This window comes from Flavobacterium bizetiae (assembly GCF_024271895.1).
Classification (GTDB): domain Bacteria; phylum Bacteroidota; class Bacteroidia; order Flavobacteriales; family Flavobacteriaceae; genus Flavobacterium; species Flavobacterium bizetiae.
The window spans coordinates 933,786-956,004 of the sequence record NZ_CP091861.1 but is presented as its reverse complement, the minus strand read 5'-3'; the positions used below and the strand labels follow the sequence as shown (position 1 = coordinate 956,004).

Here is a 22,219-nt window from a genome sequence, read left to right as displayed (position 1 = left end):
CAGCGAACAAAGATAACAAAAAAGTCTACTTTTCGTTGTTTCCAACATAAACTTTCCACTTTTTTATTACATTTGAAATCCAAAAAAAAACACTAATGAAAATTATTTCTTATAATGTAAACGGAATACGTGCCGCAATAACTAAAGGCTTTATCGAATGGTTGCAACACGCAAATCCGGATGTTATTTGTCTTCAGGAAATAAAAGCCACCGAAGAGCAAATTCCTGTAAATGATATTACTGCTGCAGGTTACCCATATCAATATTATTATCCCGCTACCAAAAAAGGGTATAGCGGAGTGGCTATTTTATCTAAAATAAAACCCAATAATGTGGTGTACGGAACCGGAATTCAGCACATGGATTTTGAAGGACGTAACCTTCGTGCCGATTTCGACGATTGTTCAGTAATGAGTTTATACCTTCCGTCAGGAACAAATATCGAACGTTTAGACCATAAATTTATGTTTATGGATGACTTTCAAACCTATATTAACGAGCTAAAGCTAACAATACCTAATTTAATCATTTGTGGCGATTATAATATTTGCCACGAAGCGATCGATATTCACGATCCCGTTCGTAACAAAACTGTTTCAGGATTTTTACCCGCAGAACGCGCCTGGCTTGACGCATTTATGAAATCCGGTTTTGTCGACAGTTTCCGTCATTTCAATAAAGATCCGCATCATTATTCATGGTGGAGTTACCGCGCTGGAGCCAGAGGAAACAACAAAGGCTGGCGTATCGATTACAATTTGGTAAGCGACTCTTTGCAGCATCGATTAAAACGCGCCGTAATACTTCCGGATGCCGTACATTCAGATCATTGCCCGGTTTTAGTCGAAATCGAGTAAACTTTGGTATTGTTCTTGTTGAGAGAATAGCGGGTTTTAGTACAAGTATTATGTAGTTATTTTGGAATTTGGATTTTATCCCGAGGCTTCGGGGTTGAAATTTTAATTTTAAGGAGCTATTTCCTGCTGTCCACTATATCTTTTGTGGCGAACCCCGCCACAAAAGGATGCCGCTCCCATCAGGGTTAGGACTCACTGTTAAACAAGAAATTCTGAATTATTAATGCGCCCCAAAAATAAAAACCAAAAAGTAATATGATTAAAAAGGCCTCCATCGGATTACTAGTTGTAGCAATGTCTATGACTTCATGTGTATCCAAGAAAATTTACAACGATCTTGAAACAAAATATTCAGATCTTAAAAAAGAAAACCGTTCAATCGCAGATCAAAATGCCGATTTACAAAAAGCAAAAAACGAACTGGAATTAGAACGCGATAAATTAACAAAAGATCTTAGTGCTACAAAAGATGATCTTGCCAAACAAAAAGCAGATCTTGCAGCTGCACAAAACAAATTCAAAGTTTTGCAGGATTCATACAATGCATTAGAGAAAAACAGCAACGATGCATTAGAGAAAAACATGGCTAAAAACCGTGAATTGTTAGCACAATTAGAAGCAAAATCAAAAAAACTAGCCGAAGAGCAAGCAAGCCTGGATAAAACAGCAAGCCGATTAAACGAACTTGAAGCCATGATTGCAGCCAAAGAAGAGGCAATGAAAAAACTAAAAGAAACTTTATCTAAAGCCTTAAACGGTTTCGAAGGTAAAGGTCTTACAGTAGAACAAAAGAACGGAAAAGTCTATGTTTCTATGGAGAACAAATTACTTTTTAACTCAGGAAGCTGGGCCGTTGGAACCGAAGGTAGAAAAGCCGTTGTAGAATTAGGAAAAGTATTAGGAGACAATCCGGATCTTTCAGTTCTTATCGAAGGTCACACAGATGATGATCCGTATGCAGGTTCAGGACCAATTGCAAACAACTGGGATTTATCGACCAAACGAGCAACAGCAATTGTAAATATTTTAAGCGAAAACGCTAAAATCAACAAACAAAAACTAACAGCAGCAGGCCGTAGCGAATTTTCTCCACTTGCAAGCAATGCAACTCCGGAAGGAAAAGCTAAAAACCGTAGAATCGAAATCATCCTAACGCCAAGATTAGATGAAATCGCTGAAATGTTGAATAGTATAAACTAAGTTGCTAAGGTACTAAGTTTTTTATCAAAAGGCTCAAAGTTTTACTTTGAGCCTTTTTCGTAAAAACCCAAATTGAATTTAAGTCCCATCGGGACGACATATTTATATAAAAACCATTTTTTTCAGAGAAGCTCCAGCGGGGTGACATGTATGTTAGATAAATATACCGCTCCGCTGGAGCTTTATTGCCGGGTTTTAATGGTTGCTATAGATATATCGCTCCTCTGGAGCTATATTAGGTATTTAATTACGATTTTAAAATCTAAATTGAATTCAATATAAGTCCCAGCGGGACGACATATTTATAGAAAATAATATTTTTTTTAGAAAAGCCCCAGCGGGGTGACATCTATATTGTGGAGATGTATTACTCGTGGAGTTGTATAAAGTCTTATTATTTTTTTAACTTTTGTACAATTTTCATTTGAAAAATCCCGTCGTATCTTTGAGTTTTATAATTCAAAAGCTGTAAACTTAGAATCTTAGTTCCTTAGAAACTTAGCAACTCAAAAAAAATGAAATACACGACACTACCCAACACCGACATAAAAGTTAGTAAAATAAATCTCGGAACAATGACTTTCGGGCAGCAAAATACCGAAGCCGAAGGACATCAACAAATGGATTATGCACTTGAAAGAGGAGTTAACTTTTTCGACACTGCAGAGATGTATTCTGTTCCCGCAAACGAAGCCACTTACGGAAGTACCGAGAAAATTATAGGAACCTGGTTTAAAAAAACCGGAAATCGCGAAAAAGTAGTTTTGGCCTCTAAAATTGCAGGTCCGAACCCTAATTTTACTTACATGCGTGAGAAAGTCGATTTCTCTCCGGAAAGTATAAAATACGCTTTAGAAAATAGCTTAAAACGTCTTCAGACAGATTATATCGATTTGTACCAAATGCATTGGCCGGAACGACCAACTAATTATTTCGGACAACGCGGTTTTAAAGATCATGATGCTGAATGGGAAGATAATTTTAGAGAAACCCTTGAAACTTTTGACGGATTAATCAAAGAAGGGAAAATAAAACACATTGGTGTTTCTAACGAAAATGCCTGGGGAATGATGCGTTTTCTGGAAGAAAGCAAATATCATAACCTGCCAAGAATCAAAACCGTTCAAAATCCGTATAATTTATTAAATCGCCTTTTTGAAGTAGGTTCTGCCGAAATTTCTAAATATGAAAATGTCGGTTTATTAGCCTATTCGCCTTTAGCTTTTGGAGTTTTAACGGGTAAATTTTTAACCGGAGAAGCACATCCCAATGCGAGAATCAATCTTTTCCCGCAATATACACGTTACAATAGCGATCAATGTACGCAAGCCACAAGATTATATCAGGAAATTGCTAAAAAACATGGCCTGACATTAACAGAACTTGCCATGGGATTTGTTTTGCAACAACCGTTTTTAACAAGTGCTATTATTGGTGCAACCACAATGGAACAACTAAAAGAAAATATCGACACAGTAGATGTATTCTTATCAAAAGAAATTTTAACAGAAATTGCAGCTGTTCAGGCGATTATTCCAGATCCTGCGCCGTAAATAAAAAAGGCTTCGACTCCGCTCGGCCTGACAATCGTTAAAGATAAATGGTTTCCTGATGTCATCCTGAGCGAAGTCGAAGGCTTGTTAGATAAAAAAATCCCGATGCAATTTATATGCATCGGGATTTTGTGTTTTAAAGATTCAAATTCTGATCTTTAGGATATTTTACTCTGTAACTAATTCTGAATTTCTTGTTTTCATTTGGTTTCAGTTGCAATTGCCAGGTTAGTATTCCAGTTTCAGCATTCACTTTTGCACCGTCACTTTGCAGTAATTCTACCTCAATTTCTTTATTGGTACTTAACGGATACTGATCCTTCAATAACAATTCAACCGTTTCCTTTTTATTGTTTCTTACCGTAATATCAAAAGTAAAAGTCTGTTCTTTTTTAGTAGATAAAAATTTGGTTCCTGATTTATCAGCCACTTTTTCGCGTTTTATCGAAACCTTTTTATCGCGTCCCATACTCAGATTCAAAGTATCACTCGTTTGATTAGGTTCGATAAAAGTTTTCCCTACGTACATTCCTTCAAAAATAATGTTGGCTTCACCTCGCAGTAAATTGTATTTGCTATAATCGGCTATTTCGGCTAAAAGGAATGCTTCATTTTCTACTCTTGGCGCAGCATAATATTTATAAGATGCCGGCAATTTAATTTCTTTTAATGAAACACTATGTATTTTTCCATTTGATAAAATATCATATGGTATGTCAATATCAAACGAAACATTCAATTGGTTTTCTTCGACAGTTGTATAATCTGAAACAGATGATTTCTTCATTACAGGTGCCGCACTTACAACAACTTCCTTCAAATCGTCGTTTTGTACAGTAACTCCCGCAACTCGTCCTTGCAACTGATTCATTTTATTTCTTTGCATTCCGTAGCCATTTTGAATAGCATTATCTCTCAAAAACCATGAACTTAACATTGGTGCCTGGTTATTTTGGTTCGGCGTACCACTTGACAAAGTAAGTTTTACTTTTTTCCAGTCAATTCCGGTATTTTGAACAACTTGTGCTTTGTACATCATGTTGATTGGAGACGTAACATTTTCGGCGCGTAAATCATAAAAAGGAGTCCAGGAAGCATTATTTGTTAAATAAGAAATATCCAACGGAACTATCCCTGCAACATCATTCATAACCTGAATAATTAATTTGCCTGATGACGTTTTTTCTTCCCTATTAGTATTGATTTCAAGCTTGCTTTGCAATTTATAAAGTAAATCATTCAGCTTTTGTTGTTTTTCTGAAAGAGTATTAATGTTATTGGCAATCTCGATTTGCTTGTTTTTGTAATAGTCCACCATTTTTATTAATTCAGTTACATTCAAACCTGAATTTACGCCTGAAATTTGCTGGTTTTTATCTAAAAGCTGTATTGTTTTATTTTCAGAGTTGATAGTATTATTTACTTTCTGGATTTCTTTTTGTACGATTACAATACTATCTCTAACTCGTTTTAATTCAGGAGATTTTGTATCAGCGTCATATTCTGAAATATAATTATTGGTAAACTGAACCGAAAGAACTGTAACTGTAGATGGAGATCCTATTTGTATTGAATTTTCATTTAGATTTACTGCGACATTTTTTACTATAATTTCGCTCGTTCCTGCGGGTAAATTTGCAGTTGCTGTTTGGGAAATTTCGGCAGCATTAAAATATACTGTTGCCGCTTTTACTTTTGCAGTTGTAAAAATTGGTTTTTGCGCAAAGGCAAAAATGCCTAACAATAATAATAGTGATGTTACTTGTTTTTTAATCATCAGAGTATAATTTAAAGTGTTATTATAAAAGTATAGATAACAAAAATTGCATAAAGGTTGGTTTGACTTAATAATAAATTACCAGAATGATTTTCTTTTTAGAATTATCAATCTGCTTTTCTATGACTTTAAAAAACTTTTCATTGACCATTGGGCATCCTAAACTGTTACAAATTGGGTTTAGCTGCTCTTCAAACGGAACATCTGCATATTTATGAAGTACGATATTTCGGTCGAAAGCATTGCTGTTTGTTTGGTCTAAACCGTATAACTTATAAGCTTTGCCAAATCTTCCCGAATATGAACCGCCAATAGCATATTTGCCCAAAGAACTACAATTTGAATTTTTTACATTGCTAAATTTTAGCTTTCCGTAAATTCCGGTTTCAGAACCTGACCCGTGTCCAACCAAACCTTTATCGAGTACTTTTTTCTGTTTTAAATCATAAATAAAAAACCGGTTTTTTCCAGATTCAATCTTCATATCTAATAAGAAAACAACATCAGAATTGTATTTAGAAGTCTTCCCCAAAAAACTCCTGATCTCTGTTATCTCACTTTTTAGTTTCTCTTCGTAGGAGTACACCGGTTTCGATTTTTTAATGATTTCCAGCTTTTCGTCTTTATTTCTGCAGGCAAAACTCAGGCAGATTATCCCTAGCGAAAGCAAAAAGAATAGTTTCTTTTTCATGTTTACGAACTGGTTTTATTTCTCAACGGTGTAGCCCTTTACTTTTGCAAAACCTACGATCGATGTATTGATGGCATTGCCCAAATCATCTTGTTTCTTGTTTTTTTTAGTTTCGGCATCAATAAATTGCTGACGTTTTTTACCCAATTCGCCAATTTCTTTCTGGATAGTTTCTCTTTCCTTGGTTTTTTGCTCTACAATTGTTTTGATTTCAGCCTCAGATTTATTCTGTAGTTCTGCCGGTAATTCTTCTTTTTTAATTTTAGAAATAGCCGTTTTATCATCTTTTACCTTGTCGACCAAATCCCAGCTTTCGTTTTTATAAACCGCTTTTGATTTACTTACCGCACGCTCAGCATAATTAGAAGCAGAAACTCTTTGAGCATTTTTGTCCTGTGTTTCCTGATTCATTTTTTTTGCTGAACCTTTGGCTCCATAACTAATATATGTTTTGTTGATTTTTTCATTACATTTTGTAATTTCCGCATCATATGGCGTAGCGATATATCGCACAGATTCATTAGAATCGATATTAAAATATTTTCCCTTTCCATGCTCGGCGCCACTTTTCCATAGTTCATTTATGCCCTGGGTTTTATCTCCGCAATAAATAGTATTCACATAAATACCATTTTTTAGAGCATCGCTAATCGCTTCTTTATAGTTAATGCCGCCTTGATTGAATTCTTCGTTTCCGGCAATATAAATGAGCTTCATATTAGTATTGTCTTTCGCCCATTTCAGTTTTTTTGTGGCATCCTGAATTACGGCTCCGCAATATTCATTGCCTCCATTCGTGCTTAGAGAAAAAAGCTTTTCTGAAATCAGATCTAAATCTGTCGAAAGCGGTGCAATTTGTCTGATATAATTTGATTGTTTCGATAATCCGTCGTTTCCGTATTCATACAAAGCAATTTCGATATCCGGCGTTTTTCCGTCATACTTTAAAGTGGTCAGCGTATTTACAATATTCCAGAGTCTTGATTTTGCCTGATCGATCAAACCATCCATGCTGCTTGATGTGTCTAGTAAAAGTGCCACTTGTATTTTGGTATTTTCGGCTGCTATTGGTTTTTCGATTTCGGTATTCTTTTTAGAATTTGCATTCGAAGAATTGCAGCTCATCAAAGAAATTGTAGCGGCCAAAAGTGCTGAGATAAATAGATTTGATTTCATGATTTCGAGTTTTTAATTGTTGATTACAGATCAAACTTATAAACTAAAAAAGCACGTTTTTTAGACAAATGGTGAAAGGGCACTTTCACTTGGTGAAACAAGTTGTAAACAGAATATAAAATACTTTACTTTACATTATTGTTTTTTGAAGGTTCTATGGTGCTGAAAATCTTAGTTGCTAAACCTTAAAAGATTTTTAAATATGAAAAGTTTACGATTAGGTTTTGTTTTGTATGTAATGCTATTGCTGTTGTTTCCTATGGGAATGATGGCGCAGGATTCTATTCCCAAAAAGAAAGCAATGCCAGTTTCGAAAATGAGCAAAGCGGTAATAAGTCTTGAAAAGTCTTTGGATAAAAATGATGAAGGTAAAATTGCCGAGAATTACGAACAGTTGGCCAATGAATTTCTGAATAAAGGCGATAATGCAAAAGCCGAGGAATATTTTAAAAAAGCGCTCACGAGTTACACTAAACTAAAACGAGTTGAGGATAAAACCCGAGTTACCAGAAGCATTGCAAAAGTGCAGGAAAACCAGAAAAACTTTAATTCTGCAATTAAAAATTATGAAGCAGCGGGAGCAATTTCAAAAGATGTAAGGGAAGAAAAAATCAATTTAAACGATGCTAACCGATTAAAAACGCAAGCGGCTCCGGTGTCTCAGGCCGTATATGTTGACTCGAATATTGAATTGCTTAAAAAAGAAAATAAAGCCGAAGAAGTTGCCGAAGCTTATGTACAGAAAGCAGAAAATTCATTAAAGCAAAAAGATAAAAGTGTTGCAATAGAAAGTTATAAAAATGCACTCGCTTACGCGAAAGACAAACCGGAATCTATAATTAAGATTAAGAATGAAATTGCGAATGTTTACGCCTCAGACAATCAGTTTGAAAAAGCAATTGGCATCAACGAAAAACTATTGGCAGAAGCCGTAACCAAAAATGATTTTAATACCCAAATTAAACAATTGCAATCGCTGGCGACACTTTATTTTAAAAAAGAAGAACCTAATAAAGCTTTAGTTTCATTAAAAGAAGCTTATAATTTAGCGTCTAAAAAAGGAAATTCGGCGGAAGCCAAAAATACTTTATCAGCATTAGCAAAATATTACAAATCGAATGGAAATGAAAAAGAAAGTATGGCGCTTTACGAGCAATTCTTTCAAAATTTTGATGAGTTAATTCAGTCAGATACCACTTTAATTAATGCAAAAACATTTCACGTTACAGAAGGAAAAATTCGTCAGCTTGAAAAAGAAAAATCATTAAAAGATGAATTAATTACAAAGAAAAACACCTTCAATTATTTTCTGTTAGGATCAATTTTACTGCTTTTGCTTTTATTCGGTTTTATTGTAAAAGCCTTGTACGCTATTAAAACCAAGAATAAAGAGATCGCTTTGCAATCGTTGCGACGCGAGATGAATCCGCATTTTATCTTTAATAGTCTGAATAGCGTGAATCAGTTTATTTCTGAAAATAAAGAACTCGAAGCCAATAAATACCTGACATCTTATTCGACCCTGATGCGGGATATGATGGAAAACTCCAATAAAGATTTTATTTCACTGGATAAAGAAGTAGAACAATTAAAAAAATACCTTGATCTCGAGCATTTGCGTTTTCAGGATAAATTCGATTTTGAAATTACGGTAGATGATCATTTTGATGCCGAAAGTGTTTTGGTGCCCAATATGATTATTCAGCCACACTTAGAAAATGCCATTTGGCACGGTTTGCGTTATCTTGATAAAAAAGGTTTTTTAAAGCTTCAGTTTAAACTTATTGCAGACAAAATTGTAGTAATTATCGATGATAACGGAATTGGCTTAACCAAAAGCCAGGAACTGAAAACAATCAACCAGAAAGTGCATGAATCGCGTGGACTTAATAATACCAACGAACGAATTGGCCTACTGAACGAGTTGTATAAAAAGAATATTACTTTTGAAATTAAAGAAAAAGGATTGCCGGAATCCGGAACAATTGTTCAGATTGTTTTCCCGTTAATTGATAAAATATGATGACATTTCAGAAGATAAAAAGTGTAATTGTCGAGGACGAATTGGCGGCGCGAGAAGTGCTCAAGAACTACTTGAGTAAATATTGTCCGCAGGTTGAAGTAGTAGGTGAGGCGCAGAATATAAAAGAAGCCGTTCCGTTATTGCATGAAATTCAGCCTCAATTGGTTTTTCTGGATGTCGAAATGCCTTTTGGAAACGCTTTTGATGTTCTCGAAGCGTGTAAAGATTTGCAGTTTGAAACCATATTTGTAACCGCTTTTTCTGAATATTCGCTAAAAGCTTTAAATCAAAGTGCGGCCTATTATTTACTAAAACCCATTAGTATCGAAGAATTGATAATTGCGGTAAACAAAGTGCAGCATCAAATTATGAATCATGAAATCTTTAACCGAAATAAAATTATAGTTGAGAATTTTCATGAATCAAAACCGGAAAAACAACAGGTAATATTACCAACGCTGGAAGGTTTTGAAGTGGTAAAAATGGAAGAAATTGTTCGCTTGCGCGGAAATGGAAATTTCACCGATTTGTATCTCAATAACGGAAATAAGAAAATGGTTTGCCGATTTTTAAAACACTTCTCGGAGATTTTGCCTTTGCCTTTTATGCGGGTTCATAAATCGCATATCATTAATATGAATTGTGTGAAATCGTATAATAAAGGCGGAATCGTAACACTAAACGACGGAGCCGAAATCGAAGTTTCGCCTACTTATAAAGAAGAATTTCTAAGGAATTTTAAATAAGGTTTTGCCGCGAATTTCCTGAATTATTTTTAACGCAGATTTAAAATGATTTAAACAGATATGCGCAGATTAATTTTAATAAAAATCTAAAAGTAAATCTGTTCTAATCTGCATGAAATAAAAAAAACCGTGCTAATCCGAGCTTTCACGAAGTGAATCCGTTAAATCCGCGTGCCATTTTTTTTACCACGAACACTTTAAGCCACAAAGATTTTCTTCTCATTTTATGTCATCCTGACGCAGGAAGGATCACACACGAAACTCGACAAAGATTGTGTTTTCGTTGCGGAGCATCTTGTGTGATCCTTCCTCCGTCAGGATGACAATATTGGCTATAGAAACTTTGCGGTTCAGTTAGAATTATAAATCAAATTCCTCTTCCATTGATAAGGAATCATTTTTAACCGCAGTCGAATCCGGAGCTTTTATTCTGATTAAAGAACGTGCATTACCGGAAATATAAACCGGCTGTTGGCCTATTGTATCTTCAGGAATTAAAAGACCACGACGAAACATTAAATTCTTTAAAAACTTTTGATTTTGTACTGCAAAGTCTTTCAGATTTCCCTGATCATTAAACTGATACATGAATTTTCGTGGTTTCGGAATAATAGTCGCCAGATACAAACATTCATCTACATTTAAAGCCGATGGACTTTTTTGGAAATAGAAATGACTCGCTTCGCCAATTCCGTAAACATTTGGTCCCCATTCTATAATATTGAAATAAACCTCCAACATTCTTTCTTTGCTTACCACTCGATTGTTCTCCAAAATATAAACCAATAGAATTTCTTCAAGCTTACGCGAAAGCGTTTTTTCTCTGGTTAAGAAAACATTCTTAATCAATTGCATGCTAATAGTACTGGCACCGCGAGAGAATTTCTTGGTTCTGATATTCTTTAAAATAGATTGTTTGAAAGCTTCATTGATAAATCCGCGATGCGAGAAAAACGAAGGATCTTCGGTCGTTAAAACACATTTGCGTAAATAAGGCGAAATCTGATCTAACGGCGTATAATTAGGATTCGCGTTTCCTACCAAAACCGGGCGTTGCAATACATTCTGAATAATGGCGCGATAGACAAATTCACCGTTTAATTTGTTCAGATCAGCTTCTCCGTATTTGGTGATTTTTAAATCTTCCTTATTTAGTTTACTGTCAAAAACCAGCGTATTTGGTTTGTTTTTATTGAATTTGAAATCTAATTTATAATCGAAATTTCCCGTGGCTTCCATTCCCTGAAAATGCGTAAACAATCCGTCAGGCAATGAAACGATAAAGTCTTGCGCTTTCATTTTTGGGATATCTACTTTCAAAGTATAAATCGTATCTTTTTCGGTGCTGTAGGAGATATAAGGTTTCACTTTTATCTTGTTCAGCTGCATGGTCGAAGTGCTGTCGATCGAAATAAAATCATCTCCTAACAAAAAGCGATAATCAAAACGTGCATTTTTAATGATAACATCTTTACTCGCAATTTTTGGATGGTTGATTTTTAAGTTAGCGATAGAAGTATAGCCGTCAATATGCAATTCGCTACCGTCTTTTTCGATGTTTTGAACGTTTAATCGAATCGAATCAAAACTTGCCTTTAGATTATAACGTTCGTCTAAATACGGTACCCGAATGGCTCCGGTATCTAAATTAAAGAAACGAATATCGGCTTTTTTATTTCTTGGGTCAGCAAATCCTTTTATGTTCCAGCGCTGATCAAAATCTTTGCTCTGAACATGAAGATTGGTTTCGAGTTGTTTGTTGTCTAAAACCAGTTTATTGACCGCGACAGACGTTTTTTTACCATTATCATCAATCCTGAAATTTAGATTTTCTAATTTCATATCTGTCGGAACAAGATTCAGTAATTTTGAAATAATGCGATAGGCAAAAGTGGCATATTTTCGTTTTTCGTTTTTATCCGTATCGGCTTTGTCTTTCTTTAAAAAAGCATCAAAATTGCGGACATTTCCTTTTTTTACCAATTGAATATAACCATTATTGACTTTTAAAGTTCCAATTTGTACATCGCCAATTAATAAATTGGATAAGCTGATGCTGGTTTCTATTTTTTGAATATGGCAAAGTGTGTCGGCATTTTTAGGAACAAGAATAACATCGGTTAGTTTAATACCCGACAAACCATCAAATGTAGCCGATTTTACAGAAAATGTACTGTTATATTCTGTGTTCATTTTCGTTTTTACCTTCGCGATAGCTTGTTTTAAAAGGGAATCACGAAAAAAGTAAAAGCCTAAAAAAAGCACTACTAATACTATGAAAAGTATTAAGAGTGCTTTGTATATTTTTTGTTTTGGGAATTTCATAAATGGAGAATGGTATTCGAAATTTTTCGCTTTTCAAATCTAGTGTAAATTTAAATTTAAATTTATCAGCTTATAAAATTTTACTTATAAATTTTTTATAATGTTCTAAAGATTTGATTTTGTTGTTATTGTGTTTTTTGCTTTTTTAAATAATAGAAGAAATTTATGGTTTCGTGTCAAAATTGAGAGAAGCCGTAAAGTTTTACAATTTACACAATATATATTTGCTTCATTAAATAATACTAAAATCAAACCAATGAAAATTTTTAAAAAAATTATGTTCTTGTCTTTTGCTATTTGTGCAATGGTGTTAGCGTCATGCAGTAGTGATAATTCTAATGATGAAGAAACTCCGGAAAGTCAGGAAGAATTTATCAAATTCACCTACAATGGGACAGTATACAATTTTGAACCTGGCGTTATGTCTTCGTTAAACATGAATATTATGGGAAGTACGGGAATTGATAACACGTACAAAAAAATCTCATTATGGACGCCTTTGAATGTTACTAAAGGAAGTCATGACATCGTGTATGATTTATCGAATATGGAGACTACTTATCAGGCGTCTTTTAGTTTTATGCCTGCAATAAAGAATGCTAATGCTAAATCTGGAAAAATAAATATTACCGCTGTTGATGATAAAATAATTGAAGGTACATTTACTTTTACGGGAACTTCTGGAGAACAGACATTTACTGTTACAGAAGGAAGTTTTAGAGTTTTAAGATAGTAGAAGTTACTTTATACAAAAATCTCGCTCATGTACATTCGTTAAATTGATGTTCGTGAGCGAGATTTTTTTAATATAATAGTGTGGTTTTATCCAAAAAGAATACCTGCCACATCTTCAATTTTGGCAACAAGCTCAATCTTGATTCCAGTGTTTTTTAAGGCAATTTTATTGTATTTAGACACAAAAATAGTCGTAAACCCTAATTTTTCAGCTTCCTGAATTCTCTGATCTACACGATTTACAGGACGAATTTCTCCAGAAAGTCCAACTTCACCGGCAAAACAGAAACCTTTTGTTACCGGAATATCTTCGTTTGATGATAAAATGGCGGCAACAACGGCAAGGTCAATTGCGGGATCATCAACAGAAATTCCTCCGGTTATGTTCAAAAAGACATCTTTTGCGCCTAAACGAAATCCGGCTCTTTTTTCTAAAACAGCCAAAATCATATTTAATCTTTTGGCATTGTAACCCGTTGTGCTTCGTTGCGGAGTTCCGTAAACTGCGGTACTTACCAATGATTGTATTTCGATCATTAACGGACGCATGCCTTCCATGGTTGTGGCAATTGCAGTTCCTGACATTTCTTCGTCTTTGTGCGAAATCAATATTTCTGACGGATTAGAAACTTCTCTTAATCCGCTGCCTAACATTTCATAAATTCCCAATTCAGCGGTAGAACCAAAACGGTTTTTTAGTGAACGTAAAATTCGGTACACGTGATTTCGATCGCCTTCAAACTGCAAAACGGTATCAACCATATGTTCCAGGATTTTTGGTCCGGCGATGTTTCCGTCTTTCGTAATATGTCCAATTAAAATAACCGGAATATTAGTTTCTTTCGCAAACTTGATCAACTCCGCAGTGGTTTCTCTAATTTGAGAAATACTTCCGGCTGTTGATTCGATATAATCTGTATGTAAAGTCTGAATTGAGTCGATAATGACAATTTCAGGCTGAATCGCTTCAATTTGTTTAAAGATATTCTGCGTTTTTGTTTCCGTAAGGATATAACAATTCTCGCTGGCTGGCGTGATTCTTTCGGCACGCATTTTTATTTGTTTCTGGCTTTCTTCACCGGAAACATATAAAGTTTTATAAGGTAATTTTAATGAGATTTGAAGTAAAAGTGTACTTTTTCCAATTCCCGGTTCACCACCCAAAAGTGTTAGAGATCCCGGAACAATTCCGCCACCTAGAACACGGTTCAATTCGCCATCAGTAGTGTCCATTCGGATTTCCTGAGTCGAATCAATTTCATTAATTTTTAAAGGACGTGGCGCTTTACCAGTTGGTGTTGGTTCACTTTTCCAGGCCACTTTTTCCTGCTTTTGAATAATTTCTTCTGCAATAGTATTCCATTCTTTGCAGGCATTGCATTGTCCTTGCCATTTGGCATATTGGGTGCCGCAGTTCTGGCAAAAAAATGAAGTTTTAACTTTAGACATTATTTTCCTGTTTTTTCAAGTGTTTTCATTTGGTCGATTTTCTCGTACATCAAATCTTTGTTTAAATCGCCAATTGGCTCCATTTGCGAAGCATTTTGATATTTTTTTGAAGCTCTTTTAGGATCGCCCATTTTTTCATACATTAATCCTAATTCGTATTCTCCTAACATGGCTTTCGGATAATTTACATTTCCGATTTCGGCCATTTTGCCTAATTCATCATAAGCATTCTTCTTCAAAATTAAAGTTTCGATAACTTTAAAGTCGCTCATTCTTACCGGAATCTGAACTCCCAGAACTTTAGACATTACATTGTATTTGTTTTCCAGATAATCAGCATAACCGGTTTCAAGAATTGCAATCTTATTATTGTATTCAGCAGAATTGATAGGTCTGTAAACTTCAAATATTTGATATAAAGCACTAGGTATCGCGTGTAAAACCTGCGTATAATGTGTTGTGCCTTTAAACAAATCGTATTTATAATTTACTAACGGATTATTTGCGATTTTAATATTACTGTCTAATTTTTCTATAGGCTCTTTAATTTTTTTATTGTCTCCGTCTGCTGCAGATAAATAATAAAATAAAGGTTCTGTTAGTTTAGCAAGTTTCTCTGGTATTCTAACTTCCATTTTATTGGCCAATTCAGGGCTGAAAGAAATGTACGCATTAAAAAGAGGTTTTTCTTTATACAAATAGAAATTAATAAAACTTGCCGTTACATCATGTCCTGCGATAATTCTAAAAGGCGATGTACGGTATTTTTTTTCGATGTAGGGTACTAATTCAGCTCCGATAAATTCAAAAAAGTCAGCTCCTTTTTCAAACGGAAGTCCGGTGCTTTGATCGACAGTTGTATCGTCTTCGCGTTCGTCATTTTTATTTTGATGAACACCAATGATAATAACTTCAGGTAGATCTCCCCAATAAGAACCATAACTTAAAGCTCCTGAAAAAGGATCAAACAAATAATCGCCATCTAATAAGTATAAAACAGGATATTTTTTGTCGGGATTGGCTTCGTACGATTCAGGAAGTCCAATAGTAATTCTTCTTTCTGCACCAAGTTTTGCAGATTTGATGTTGTCGAATGTTTTCTGCGAAAAGACAGAAAAAGAAATTAAGGTAAGCAGTAAGTAAACTTTTTTCATGATTTGGGGCATTTCAGTGAATTAAAAAGTATTGAAATAGTGTAGCAATATAATACTTTATTTGCTTTTTTGTTACTGTAGGAATTTAAAATAAAGCAATGAACTTACGGGCTTAAATCTTTTTAATTTAAGCAAAAGAAATCTTGTTTGTTCAAAAATAATTTTGACAAACAGTGGTATTATTAAGGTGTAAGAGGAAAGCTTAAGTTAGCGAATTATCGTTTTCATTAGGGAAAATGATCCATGGTTTGAAGGTTTTTGCCTCTTCAAATTCCAGGGTTGCATAGGATATAATGATAATGATGTCATCTTTTTGAACTTTTCTGGCAGCAGGTCCGTTCAGGGTAATTTCGCCTGAATTTTTCTCTCCCTTTATAGCGTAAGTTTCAAAGCGTTCGCCATTATTGATATTTACAATAGATACTTTCTCACCTTCAATAATGTTTGAAGCCTCGAGTAAGGTTTCATCAATAGTAATACTGCCAATATAATTTAAATCGGCACCGGTTACTTTAACTCGATGAATTTTTGATTTTATAACTTGAATTTGCATGCTGCAAAGGTAAATTAATTTAATGAAATGGTGTCAATCAACCTTATAGAATTAACAAATACCGCTATAAATGCACGGTAGTTTTTGTCTTTACTTTTATGATCGATAGGTAATAATGTAGATTCGTCAGCAATTACGAAATATTCTAATTCAAAACGTTCATTGTATCTGAAAGAATTTTCGACAAATTGAATGGTTTCTTCCGGAGTACCGGTTTGAAATATTTCTCTGGCTTCGGTCAGAACTTTATAAATTATAGAAGCTTCTTTTCTTTCTTCAGGAGTTAATCGCTCGTTTCTTGAGCTCATCGCCAATTGATTGTCTTCTCTGAAAATAGGACAACCCACAACATTTACAGGTAAATGTGTTTTTTCGACCATTTTTTTAACGATCTGCAATTGCTGAAAGTCTTTTTCTCCAAAATAAGCATTGGTTGGAGTTACAATTTCGAACAAACGTTTTACTATCGTTCCAACACCATTAAAATGTCCTGGTCTGAACTTGCCTTCCATTTGATTTTCTAATCCGTCAAAGTCAAAAGATTGCGATATGGTGTGTCCTTCGTAAATATCATCTACAGATGGAGCATAAAGAATCATTTTGTCACTTAAATTTCGCATTTTTTTTACGTCTTCTTCAAGTGTTCTTGGATATTTTTCAAGATCTTCAGGATTGTTAAATTGCGTTGGGTTAACGAAAATACTTACAACGGTGTCGTCGTTTTCTTTTATTGATCTTTGCATTAACGCCAGATGACCTTGGTGTAAAGCGCCCATTGTTGGTACAAATCCGATGGTTGAATTTGCGGTTTTGATAGTTTTTAAATAGGCTATCAAAGCTACTTTACCGTAGAAAATATGCATGGCAGTATTATTAAAATTTAGTGCAAACATAATATATTAGTTATAAACTGCATAAATTTTTGTAATTTTGCAACGTTTTTATTACCAAAAATTAAGTAAAATACTATTATGAAAGATAAGAGGATATTATATGTATCATCTGAAGTCGTGCCTTATTTGGCTGAAAATGAGGTTTCTTTAATGTCTTATGACGTTCCAAAAATGATCAACGATCAAGGAGGTCAAATAAGAATTTTCATGCCAAGATATGGAAATATCAACGAAAGAAGACACCAGTTACATGAAGTTATTAGACTTTCAGGAATGAATTTGGTAGTGAATGACTTAGATATGCCATTGATTATCAAGGTGGCTTCGATTCCAAAAGAGAGAATTCAGGTTTATTTTATTGACAACGATGAATATTTTAAACGTAAAGCAACCTTTGCTGACGAAGAAGGTGTTTTGTATCCGGATAACGACGAAAGAGCAATATTTTTTGCTAAAGGAGTTGTTGAAACGGTGAAAAAGCTAAATTGGGTTCCGGATATCATTCACGTGCACGGTTGGTTGGCAGCAATGCTACCTATTTATATGAAGCACTATTATAAAAATGAAGCTTTATTTTCTGAAACCAAAATTGTCACTTCTGTTTACGGTCAGTCTTTTGATGAAAATCTGGATTTAGAAATGATTAATAAGGTGAAATTTGATGGTGTGCCGCATGAGGCAATCTCTGATTTAGAAACGCCTAATTATGAAAATGTCTTAAAAGCTAGTATATTACACTCTGATGCTGTAATTATAGCATCTGAAAACGTATCCCCAAGTTTAACAAAATTTATAGAATCTTCAGGAAAACCTTTTTTACCTTTCGCCACGAAAGATGCATTCGCTGAAGCGTATACAAATTTCTATAAAACAATGGGTCTTTAAATTTTAACATTATTATTAAACATGTATAATACTTCTTTTATTAAGAAAATTCTATTAGTAGCAACTGTTGTCCTTTTATATTCTTGCGATAAAGATTTTAATGCGATTGGTGAGGGGTTAATTGGTGATGACCATTTTGGTCTTGAACATACAGAATATCCCGTTGTAGCGTATAATCAGGAAGTAACTCCAGTTCAGTCAAACGGATTGCCACTTAATGGTTTGGGTATTTATGATAACGGAGTTTTTGGAAGCACTACGGCAAATTTTGTTAGCCAGGTTGCTTTAGAATCAAATGCACCAACTATTGGTGAGTCTCCTGTAATACAAAGTGTGGTTTTAAGTGTTCCTTATTTTAGTCATGCAACTGGAGCGGATCCGAAAGGGGGAAGTTTTTATGCATTAGACTCTATATATGGAGATAAGGCAAATGGTAAACTTAAGCTGAGTGTTTATGAGTCTGGTGTTCAAATGCGTTCTTCGTATTTTGATAGCGGTTCTCAATTTGCTCAATTGTATTATACAGATCAGGATGCTGATTTTTTTGCAAATCTTGTTCCAAAAACGGCACCTAAGCTATTGAATGATGATCCTGATAAGAGGCAAAATGAGGCATTCTTTTTTAGTAATCTTCAACAGAAAAAAGATTCAACTGTAGTAGATGCTAATGCTACTGTAAAAACATATACTTATACGTACACTGCTCCGGAAATGCGTTTGAAATTAAATAAACAGTTTTTCCAGGATAAAATTCTTAACGCTCCGGCGTCAAAACTTTCTTCTCCGACTATTTTTCAGGAGTATTTTAGAGGTTTGTACTTTAAAGTAGAAAAATCGGGAAGCCTTCCGACTAATTTGGCTTTGTTGAATTTCTTCAAAGCAAATGATAATGCTAAAATCACGATCAGGTATAAAGCAAAAACAGCTATAACTACAGATCCTGAAGATACAATGGAGGATAAAACCTTGATTATTAATCTAAGCGGTGCTGCTGCAAATTTGTATAATGATGTTAAAAATCCTGGTTATATTGCCGCAGTAACTAATCCTAATAAAACTGTAGGAGATGAAAGACTTTATTTAAGAGGAGGTCAGGGTTCGCTTGCTGTAATTGAATTGTTTAGTAAGACCGATTTAATAAGTTATGATGATCAGGGCAATTTACAGAATAAGCCTAATGGTGTTTCAGATCAGTTAGATGAAATCAGGTATAATGTAAAATATAAAAACTGGCTGGCTAATGAGGCTAATCTGGTTTTCTCTATTGATTCTGATAAAATGGCGGGAATTTGGGAGCCAAAAAGAATCTATTTGTATGATTTGGTAAATAATATACCAATTGTAGATTATGCTACAGATGGGTCTACCGATGGTACTTATAATAAAACGGTGTATAGTGGTATAATTAATTTAGATGCTACTACAAAGAGAGGTACAACGTACAAAATTAGATTAACGAGCCATGTTCGTAATTTAATAAAAGATGCAGCTGTAAAAAATGTGAAATTAGGTTTGGTAGTTACAGGAGATATAAATACAATAACTTCAGGTAAATTAAAAAATAGAATTTTAATTGATCCGGAGAAAAATCCAAATGACTATTTCTCTGAAGTTCCAAGAGCTTCGATTATGAGTCCGTTAGGAACGGTATTGTTTGGGGGAAATATTCCATCAACAGATGCTAACTATGCAAAAAGACTTCAGCTGCAAATTTACTACACGAAACCAAATTAATAAATATATATGTGTGGAATTGTTGGATATATCGGTCATAGAGATGCCTATCCTATTGTTATAAAAGGATTAAAGCGGCTCGAGTACAGAGGATATGATAGTGCGGGTGTCATGCTATATGATGCTGAAACAGGTATAAAAGTTTGTAAAACAAAAGGTAAAGTTTTAGATCTTGAAGCTAAGGCAAAAGATGATTTTACTACAAACGGAACTATAGGAATTGGGCATACACGTTGGGCTACACATGGTGTGCCAAATGATGTAAACTCACATCCTCACCTTTCTAATTCAGGAGAGTTGGTAATTATTCATAATGGAATCATTGAGAATTATGCGCCACTTAAAGAAGAATTAATCAAAAGAGGGTATACATTTAAGTCTGATACAGATACTGAAGTTTTAGTTAATTTAATTGAAGAAGTTCAGAAAAAAGAAGGAATTAAGTTGGGTAAAGCAGTTCAGATTGCTTTAAATCAAGTGGTAGGAGCTTATGCGATTGCTGTTTTTGATAAAAAAAATCCAAACGAAATTGTTGCAGCAAGATTAGGTAGTCCTTTGGCAATTGGTGTTGGTGAAGGAGAATATTTTATTGCTTCTGATGCTTCGCCTTTTATCGAATATACTTCGAATGCAATTTATCTTGAAGATGGTGAAATGGCAAACATTAGATTGCATAAGCCTCTTAAAGTTAGAAAAATTAAAGATGACTCTTTAGTAGATCCTTATATTCAGGAACTTCAAATGAATTTGGAGCAGATCGAAAAAGGGGGTTATGATCATTTCATGCTTAAAGAAATCTACGAGCAGCCAAGTGTTATAAAAGATACTTACAGAGGAAGACTTCATGCGAATGTAGGAATTGTTCAAATGGCTGGTGTTGAAGATAATTTGGAAAAATTTCTTAATGCCGACAGAATAATTATTGTTGCTTGTGGTACTTCGTGGCATGCAGGTTTAGTCGCTGAATATATCTTTGAGGAATTTACGCGTATTCCTGTTGAAGTAGAATATGCTTCTGAATTTAGATACAGAAATCCTATTATAAACAAAAACGACGTTGTTATTGCAATTTCTCAATCTGGAGAAACTGCAGATACAATGGCGGCTATTAAATTAGCAAAAGAAAATGGTGCCTTTGTTTTTGGAGTTTGTAATGTAGTTGGATCTTCTATTTCAAGAGAAAGTCATGCTGGTGCTTATACACACGCAGGTCCTGAAATTGGAGTAGCTTCAACAAAAGCTTTTACAACTCAAATCACAGTTTTAACTATGATCGCATTGCGATTAGGTAAAGCTAAAGGAACTTTATCAAATACTGATTTCCATACTTACTTACAAGAATTAGAGATAATCCCTGAAAAAGTAGCTGAGGCATTAGAAACGAACGACAGAGCAAAAGAGATTGCTGCAGCTTTTAAAGATGCGCCAAACTGTTTATACTTAGGTCGTGGATATAATTTCCCGGTTGCATTAGAAGGAGCTCTTAAGCTTAAAGAGATCTCTTATATTCATGCAGAAGGTTATCCTGCTGCAGAGATGAAACATGGTCCTATTGCTTTAATTGATGAGCATATGCCGGTTATTGTAATTGCACCAAAACAAGGTCACTACGATAAAATTGTGAGTAACATTCAGGAAATTAAATCAAGAAGCGGTAAAATTATCGCTGTAGTAACTAAAGGAGATACTCAGGTTCGTGAGTTAGCTGATTATGTTATTGAGATTCCTGAGACTTCAGATGCGCTATCTCCGTTAATTACAACAATACCTTTACAGTTGCTTTCATACTATATTGCTGTAATGAGAGGTTGTAATGTAGATCAGCCACGTAACTTAGCAAAATCAGTTACTGTAGAGTAATTCGATTAAAATATTTATATGTTAAAAAAGCGAGATTTATATCTCGCTTTTTTTGTGCTTTATTTTTTATTAACATATTATTTTGTAAGATTTAAATTATAATGTTATGTTTGCACGAAATGGATAAAAAAACATTATGAAGAAAAATTTACTTATTATTTTGTTGCTATTTTCTTTTTCAGTAAATGCCCAGCAAAAATTAATTTTTAATTATGATCAGGCAGGTAATCAAATTATTAGAGAATTATGTTTGTCAGGATGTTCTTCTTCTGCGAAACAAGTTAAAGAAAATACAGAGGTTAAAGAAATTGAAGCTTTGGCTGAGGAAGATTTACTTAAATTTTCTAAAGAAGATGTTATTTCCTATTACCCAAACCCTGTAAAAGAGGAGTTATATATAAAGTGGGAAGTAAAAGACAATGATTATGTTAGTTCAATTCAGGTTTTTTCTATAACGGGACAATTGTTAAAAACCTATCCGCTGATGGCAAGGAATGACAGTCACAATATTCCTTTTCAGGATTATTCTACAGGAGTTTATGTTGTAATACTCTATTGTAGTAGTGGAGATCCAAAAACTATTAAAATCATTAAACAATAAGTTTTTA

17 protein-coding genes and 1 pseudogene are annotated in these 22,219 nt (G+C 34.2%); 10 read left to right on the top strand and 8 right to left on the bottom strand.

The window, feature by feature from the left end; translation table 11 throughout:
• Nucleotides 1–95 precede the first annotated feature (95 nt).
• From L0669_RS04320 to L0669_RS04310, 3 genes are all read left to right on the top strand, one after another.
• Nucleotides 96–857 (top strand): exodeoxyribonuclease III, encoded by a 762-nt coding sequence (locus tag L0669_RS04320; RefSeq protein WP_263761587.1) that lies wholly within the window; start codon nt 96–98, stop codon nt 855–857.
• Nucleotides 858–1,112: 255 nt separating this feature from the next.
• Nucleotides 1,113–2,057, top strand: a complete 945-nt coding sequence (locus tag L0669_RS04315; RefSeq protein WP_263761586.1) for an OmpA family protein — start codon at nt 1,113–1,115, stop codon at nt 2,055–2,057.
• A gap of 515 nt (nt 2,058–2,572) precedes the next feature.
• Nucleotides 2,573–3,610, top strand: a complete 1,038-nt coding sequence (locus tag L0669_RS04310) for an NADP(H)-dependent aldo-keto reductase (RefSeq protein ID WP_263761584.1) — start codon at nt 2,573–2,575, stop codon at nt 3,608–3,610.
• A gap of 136 nt (nt 3,611–3,746) precedes the next feature.
• Here L0669_RS04310 and L0669_RS04305 read toward each other — a convergent pair whose 3' ends face one another.
• From L0669_RS04305 to L0669_RS04295, 3 genes are all read right to left on the bottom strand, one after another.
• Entirely contained in the window at nt 3,747–5,387 is a 1,641-nt protein-coding gene (locus tag L0669_RS04305; RefSeq protein ID WP_263761582.1) for a DUF4139 domain-containing protein, read from the bottom strand.
• Nucleotides 5,388–5,454: 67 nt separating this feature from the next.
• The gene (locus L0669_RS04300) at nt 5,455–6,078 is read right to left on the bottom strand and encodes a murein L,D-transpeptidase catalytic domain family protein (protein ID WP_263761579.1); all 624 of its coding nucleotides are present in this window, start codon (nt 6,076–6,078) and stop codon (nt 5,455–5,457) included.
• 15 nt (nt 6,079–6,093) lie between these two features.
• A complete protein-coding gene (locus tag L0669_RS04295) occupies nt 6,094–7,254 on the bottom strand; it encodes a vWA domain-containing protein (RefSeq protein WP_263761577.1) in 1,161 nt (386 codons plus the stop codon).
• Between the two features lie 202 nt (nt 7,255–7,456).
• Between L0669_RS04295 and L0669_RS04290 the strand changes: the two genes are divergently transcribed.
• Both L0669_RS04290 and L0669_RS04285 read left to right on the top strand, forming a co-directional pair.
• Nucleotides 7,457–9,277, top strand: a complete 1,821-nt coding sequence (locus tag L0669_RS04290; RefSeq protein WP_263761575.1) for a tetratricopeptide repeat-containing sensor histidine kinase — start codon at nt 7,457–7,459, stop codon at nt 9,275–9,277.
• Nucleotides 9,274–10,023: a LytR/AlgR family response regulator transcription factor gene (locus tag L0669_RS04285; protein WP_263761574.1), complete on the top strand. Its 750-nt coding sequence runs from the start codon at nt 9,274–9,276 to the stop codon at nt 10,021–10,023. The genes L0669_RS04290 and L0669_RS04285 overlap by 4 nt, the downstream gene beginning before the upstream one ends.
• 360 nt (nt 10,024–10,383) lie before the next feature.
• Here the strand turns inward: L0669_RS04285 and L0669_RS04280 are convergent, their stop codons facing one another.
• Entirely contained in the window at nt 10,384–12,348 is a 1,965-nt protein-coding gene (locus tag L0669_RS04280; RefSeq protein ID WP_263761572.1) for a transglycosylase domain-containing protein, read from the bottom strand.
• 256 nt (nt 12,349–12,604) lie between these two features.
• On the opposite strand from L0669_RS04280, the gene L0669_RS04275 reads away from it, so the two are divergent.
• On the top strand, nt 12,605–13,081 hold the full coding sequence (locus tag L0669_RS04275; RefSeq protein ID WP_263761570.1) for a DUF6252 domain-containing protein: 477 nt from the start codon (nt 12,605–12,607) through the stop codon (nt 13,079–13,081).
• 89 nt (nt 13,082–13,170) lie between these two features.
• On the opposite strand, the gene radA is transcribed toward L0669_RS04275, so the two are convergent.
• The 4 genes and pseudogenes from radA to panC form a co-directional block, all read right to left on the bottom strand.
• Nucleotides 13,171–14,532, bottom strand: a complete 1,362-nt coding sequence (gene radA, locus L0669_RS04270; RefSeq protein WP_263761567.1) for a DNA repair protein RadA — start codon at nt 14,530–14,532, stop codon at nt 13,171–13,173.
• Between the two features lie 707 nt (nt 14,533–15,239).
• Nucleotides 15,240–15,686: pseudogene (locus tag L0669_RS23700) on the bottom strand (alpha/beta hydrolase); the annotation flags it as partial.
• Between the two features lie 202 nt (nt 15,687–15,888).
• Nucleotides 15,889–16,239, bottom strand: coding sequence for an aspartate 1-decarboxylase (gene panD, locus L0669_RS04260; protein ID WP_026727479.1), 351 nt, complete (start codon nt 16,237–16,239; stop codon nt 15,889–15,891).
• A 14-nt stretch (nt 16,240–16,253) separates the two neighbouring features.
• Nucleotides 16,254–17,132 carry a pantoate--beta-alanine ligase gene (gene panC, locus L0669_RS04255; protein ID WP_263761564.1) on the bottom strand — a complete coding sequence of 293 codons (879 nt, stop codon included), beginning with the start codon at nt 17,130–17,132 and terminating at the stop codon, nt 16,254–16,256.
• A 78-nt stretch (nt 17,133–17,210) separates the two neighbouring features.
• Here panC and L0669_RS04250 point away from each other — a divergent pair, with 78 nt between their 5' ends.
• From L0669_RS04250 to L0669_RS04235, 4 genes are all read left to right on the top strand, one after another.
• Nucleotides 17,211–18,017: a glycogen/starch synthase gene (locus L0669_RS04250; RefSeq protein WP_056248169.1), complete on the top strand. Its 807-nt coding sequence runs from the start codon at nt 17,211–17,213 to the stop codon at nt 18,015–18,017.
• A 21-nt stretch (nt 18,018–18,038) separates the two neighbouring features.
• A complete protein-coding gene (bamH, locus tag L0669_RS04245) occupies nt 18,039–19,751 on the top strand; it encodes a BamH family beta-barrel-assembly machinery protein (RefSeq protein WP_263761562.1) in 1,713 nt (570 codons plus the stop codon).
• A gap of 9 nt (nt 19,752–19,760) precedes the next feature.
• Nucleotides 19,761–21,611: a glutamine--fructose-6-phosphate transaminase (isomerizing) gene (gene glmS / locus L0669_RS04240; RefSeq protein WP_263761560.1), complete on the top strand. Its 1,851-nt coding sequence runs from the start codon at nt 19,761–19,763 to the stop codon at nt 21,609–21,611.
• A 136-nt stretch (nt 21,612–21,747) separates the two neighbouring features.
• Nucleotides 21,748–22,212, top strand: coding sequence for a T9SS type A sorting domain-containing protein (locus L0669_RS04235; protein WP_263761558.1), 465 nt, complete (start codon nt 21,748–21,750; stop codon nt 22,210–22,212).
• The last annotated feature ends 7 nt before the right edge of the window (nt 22,213–22,219 follow it).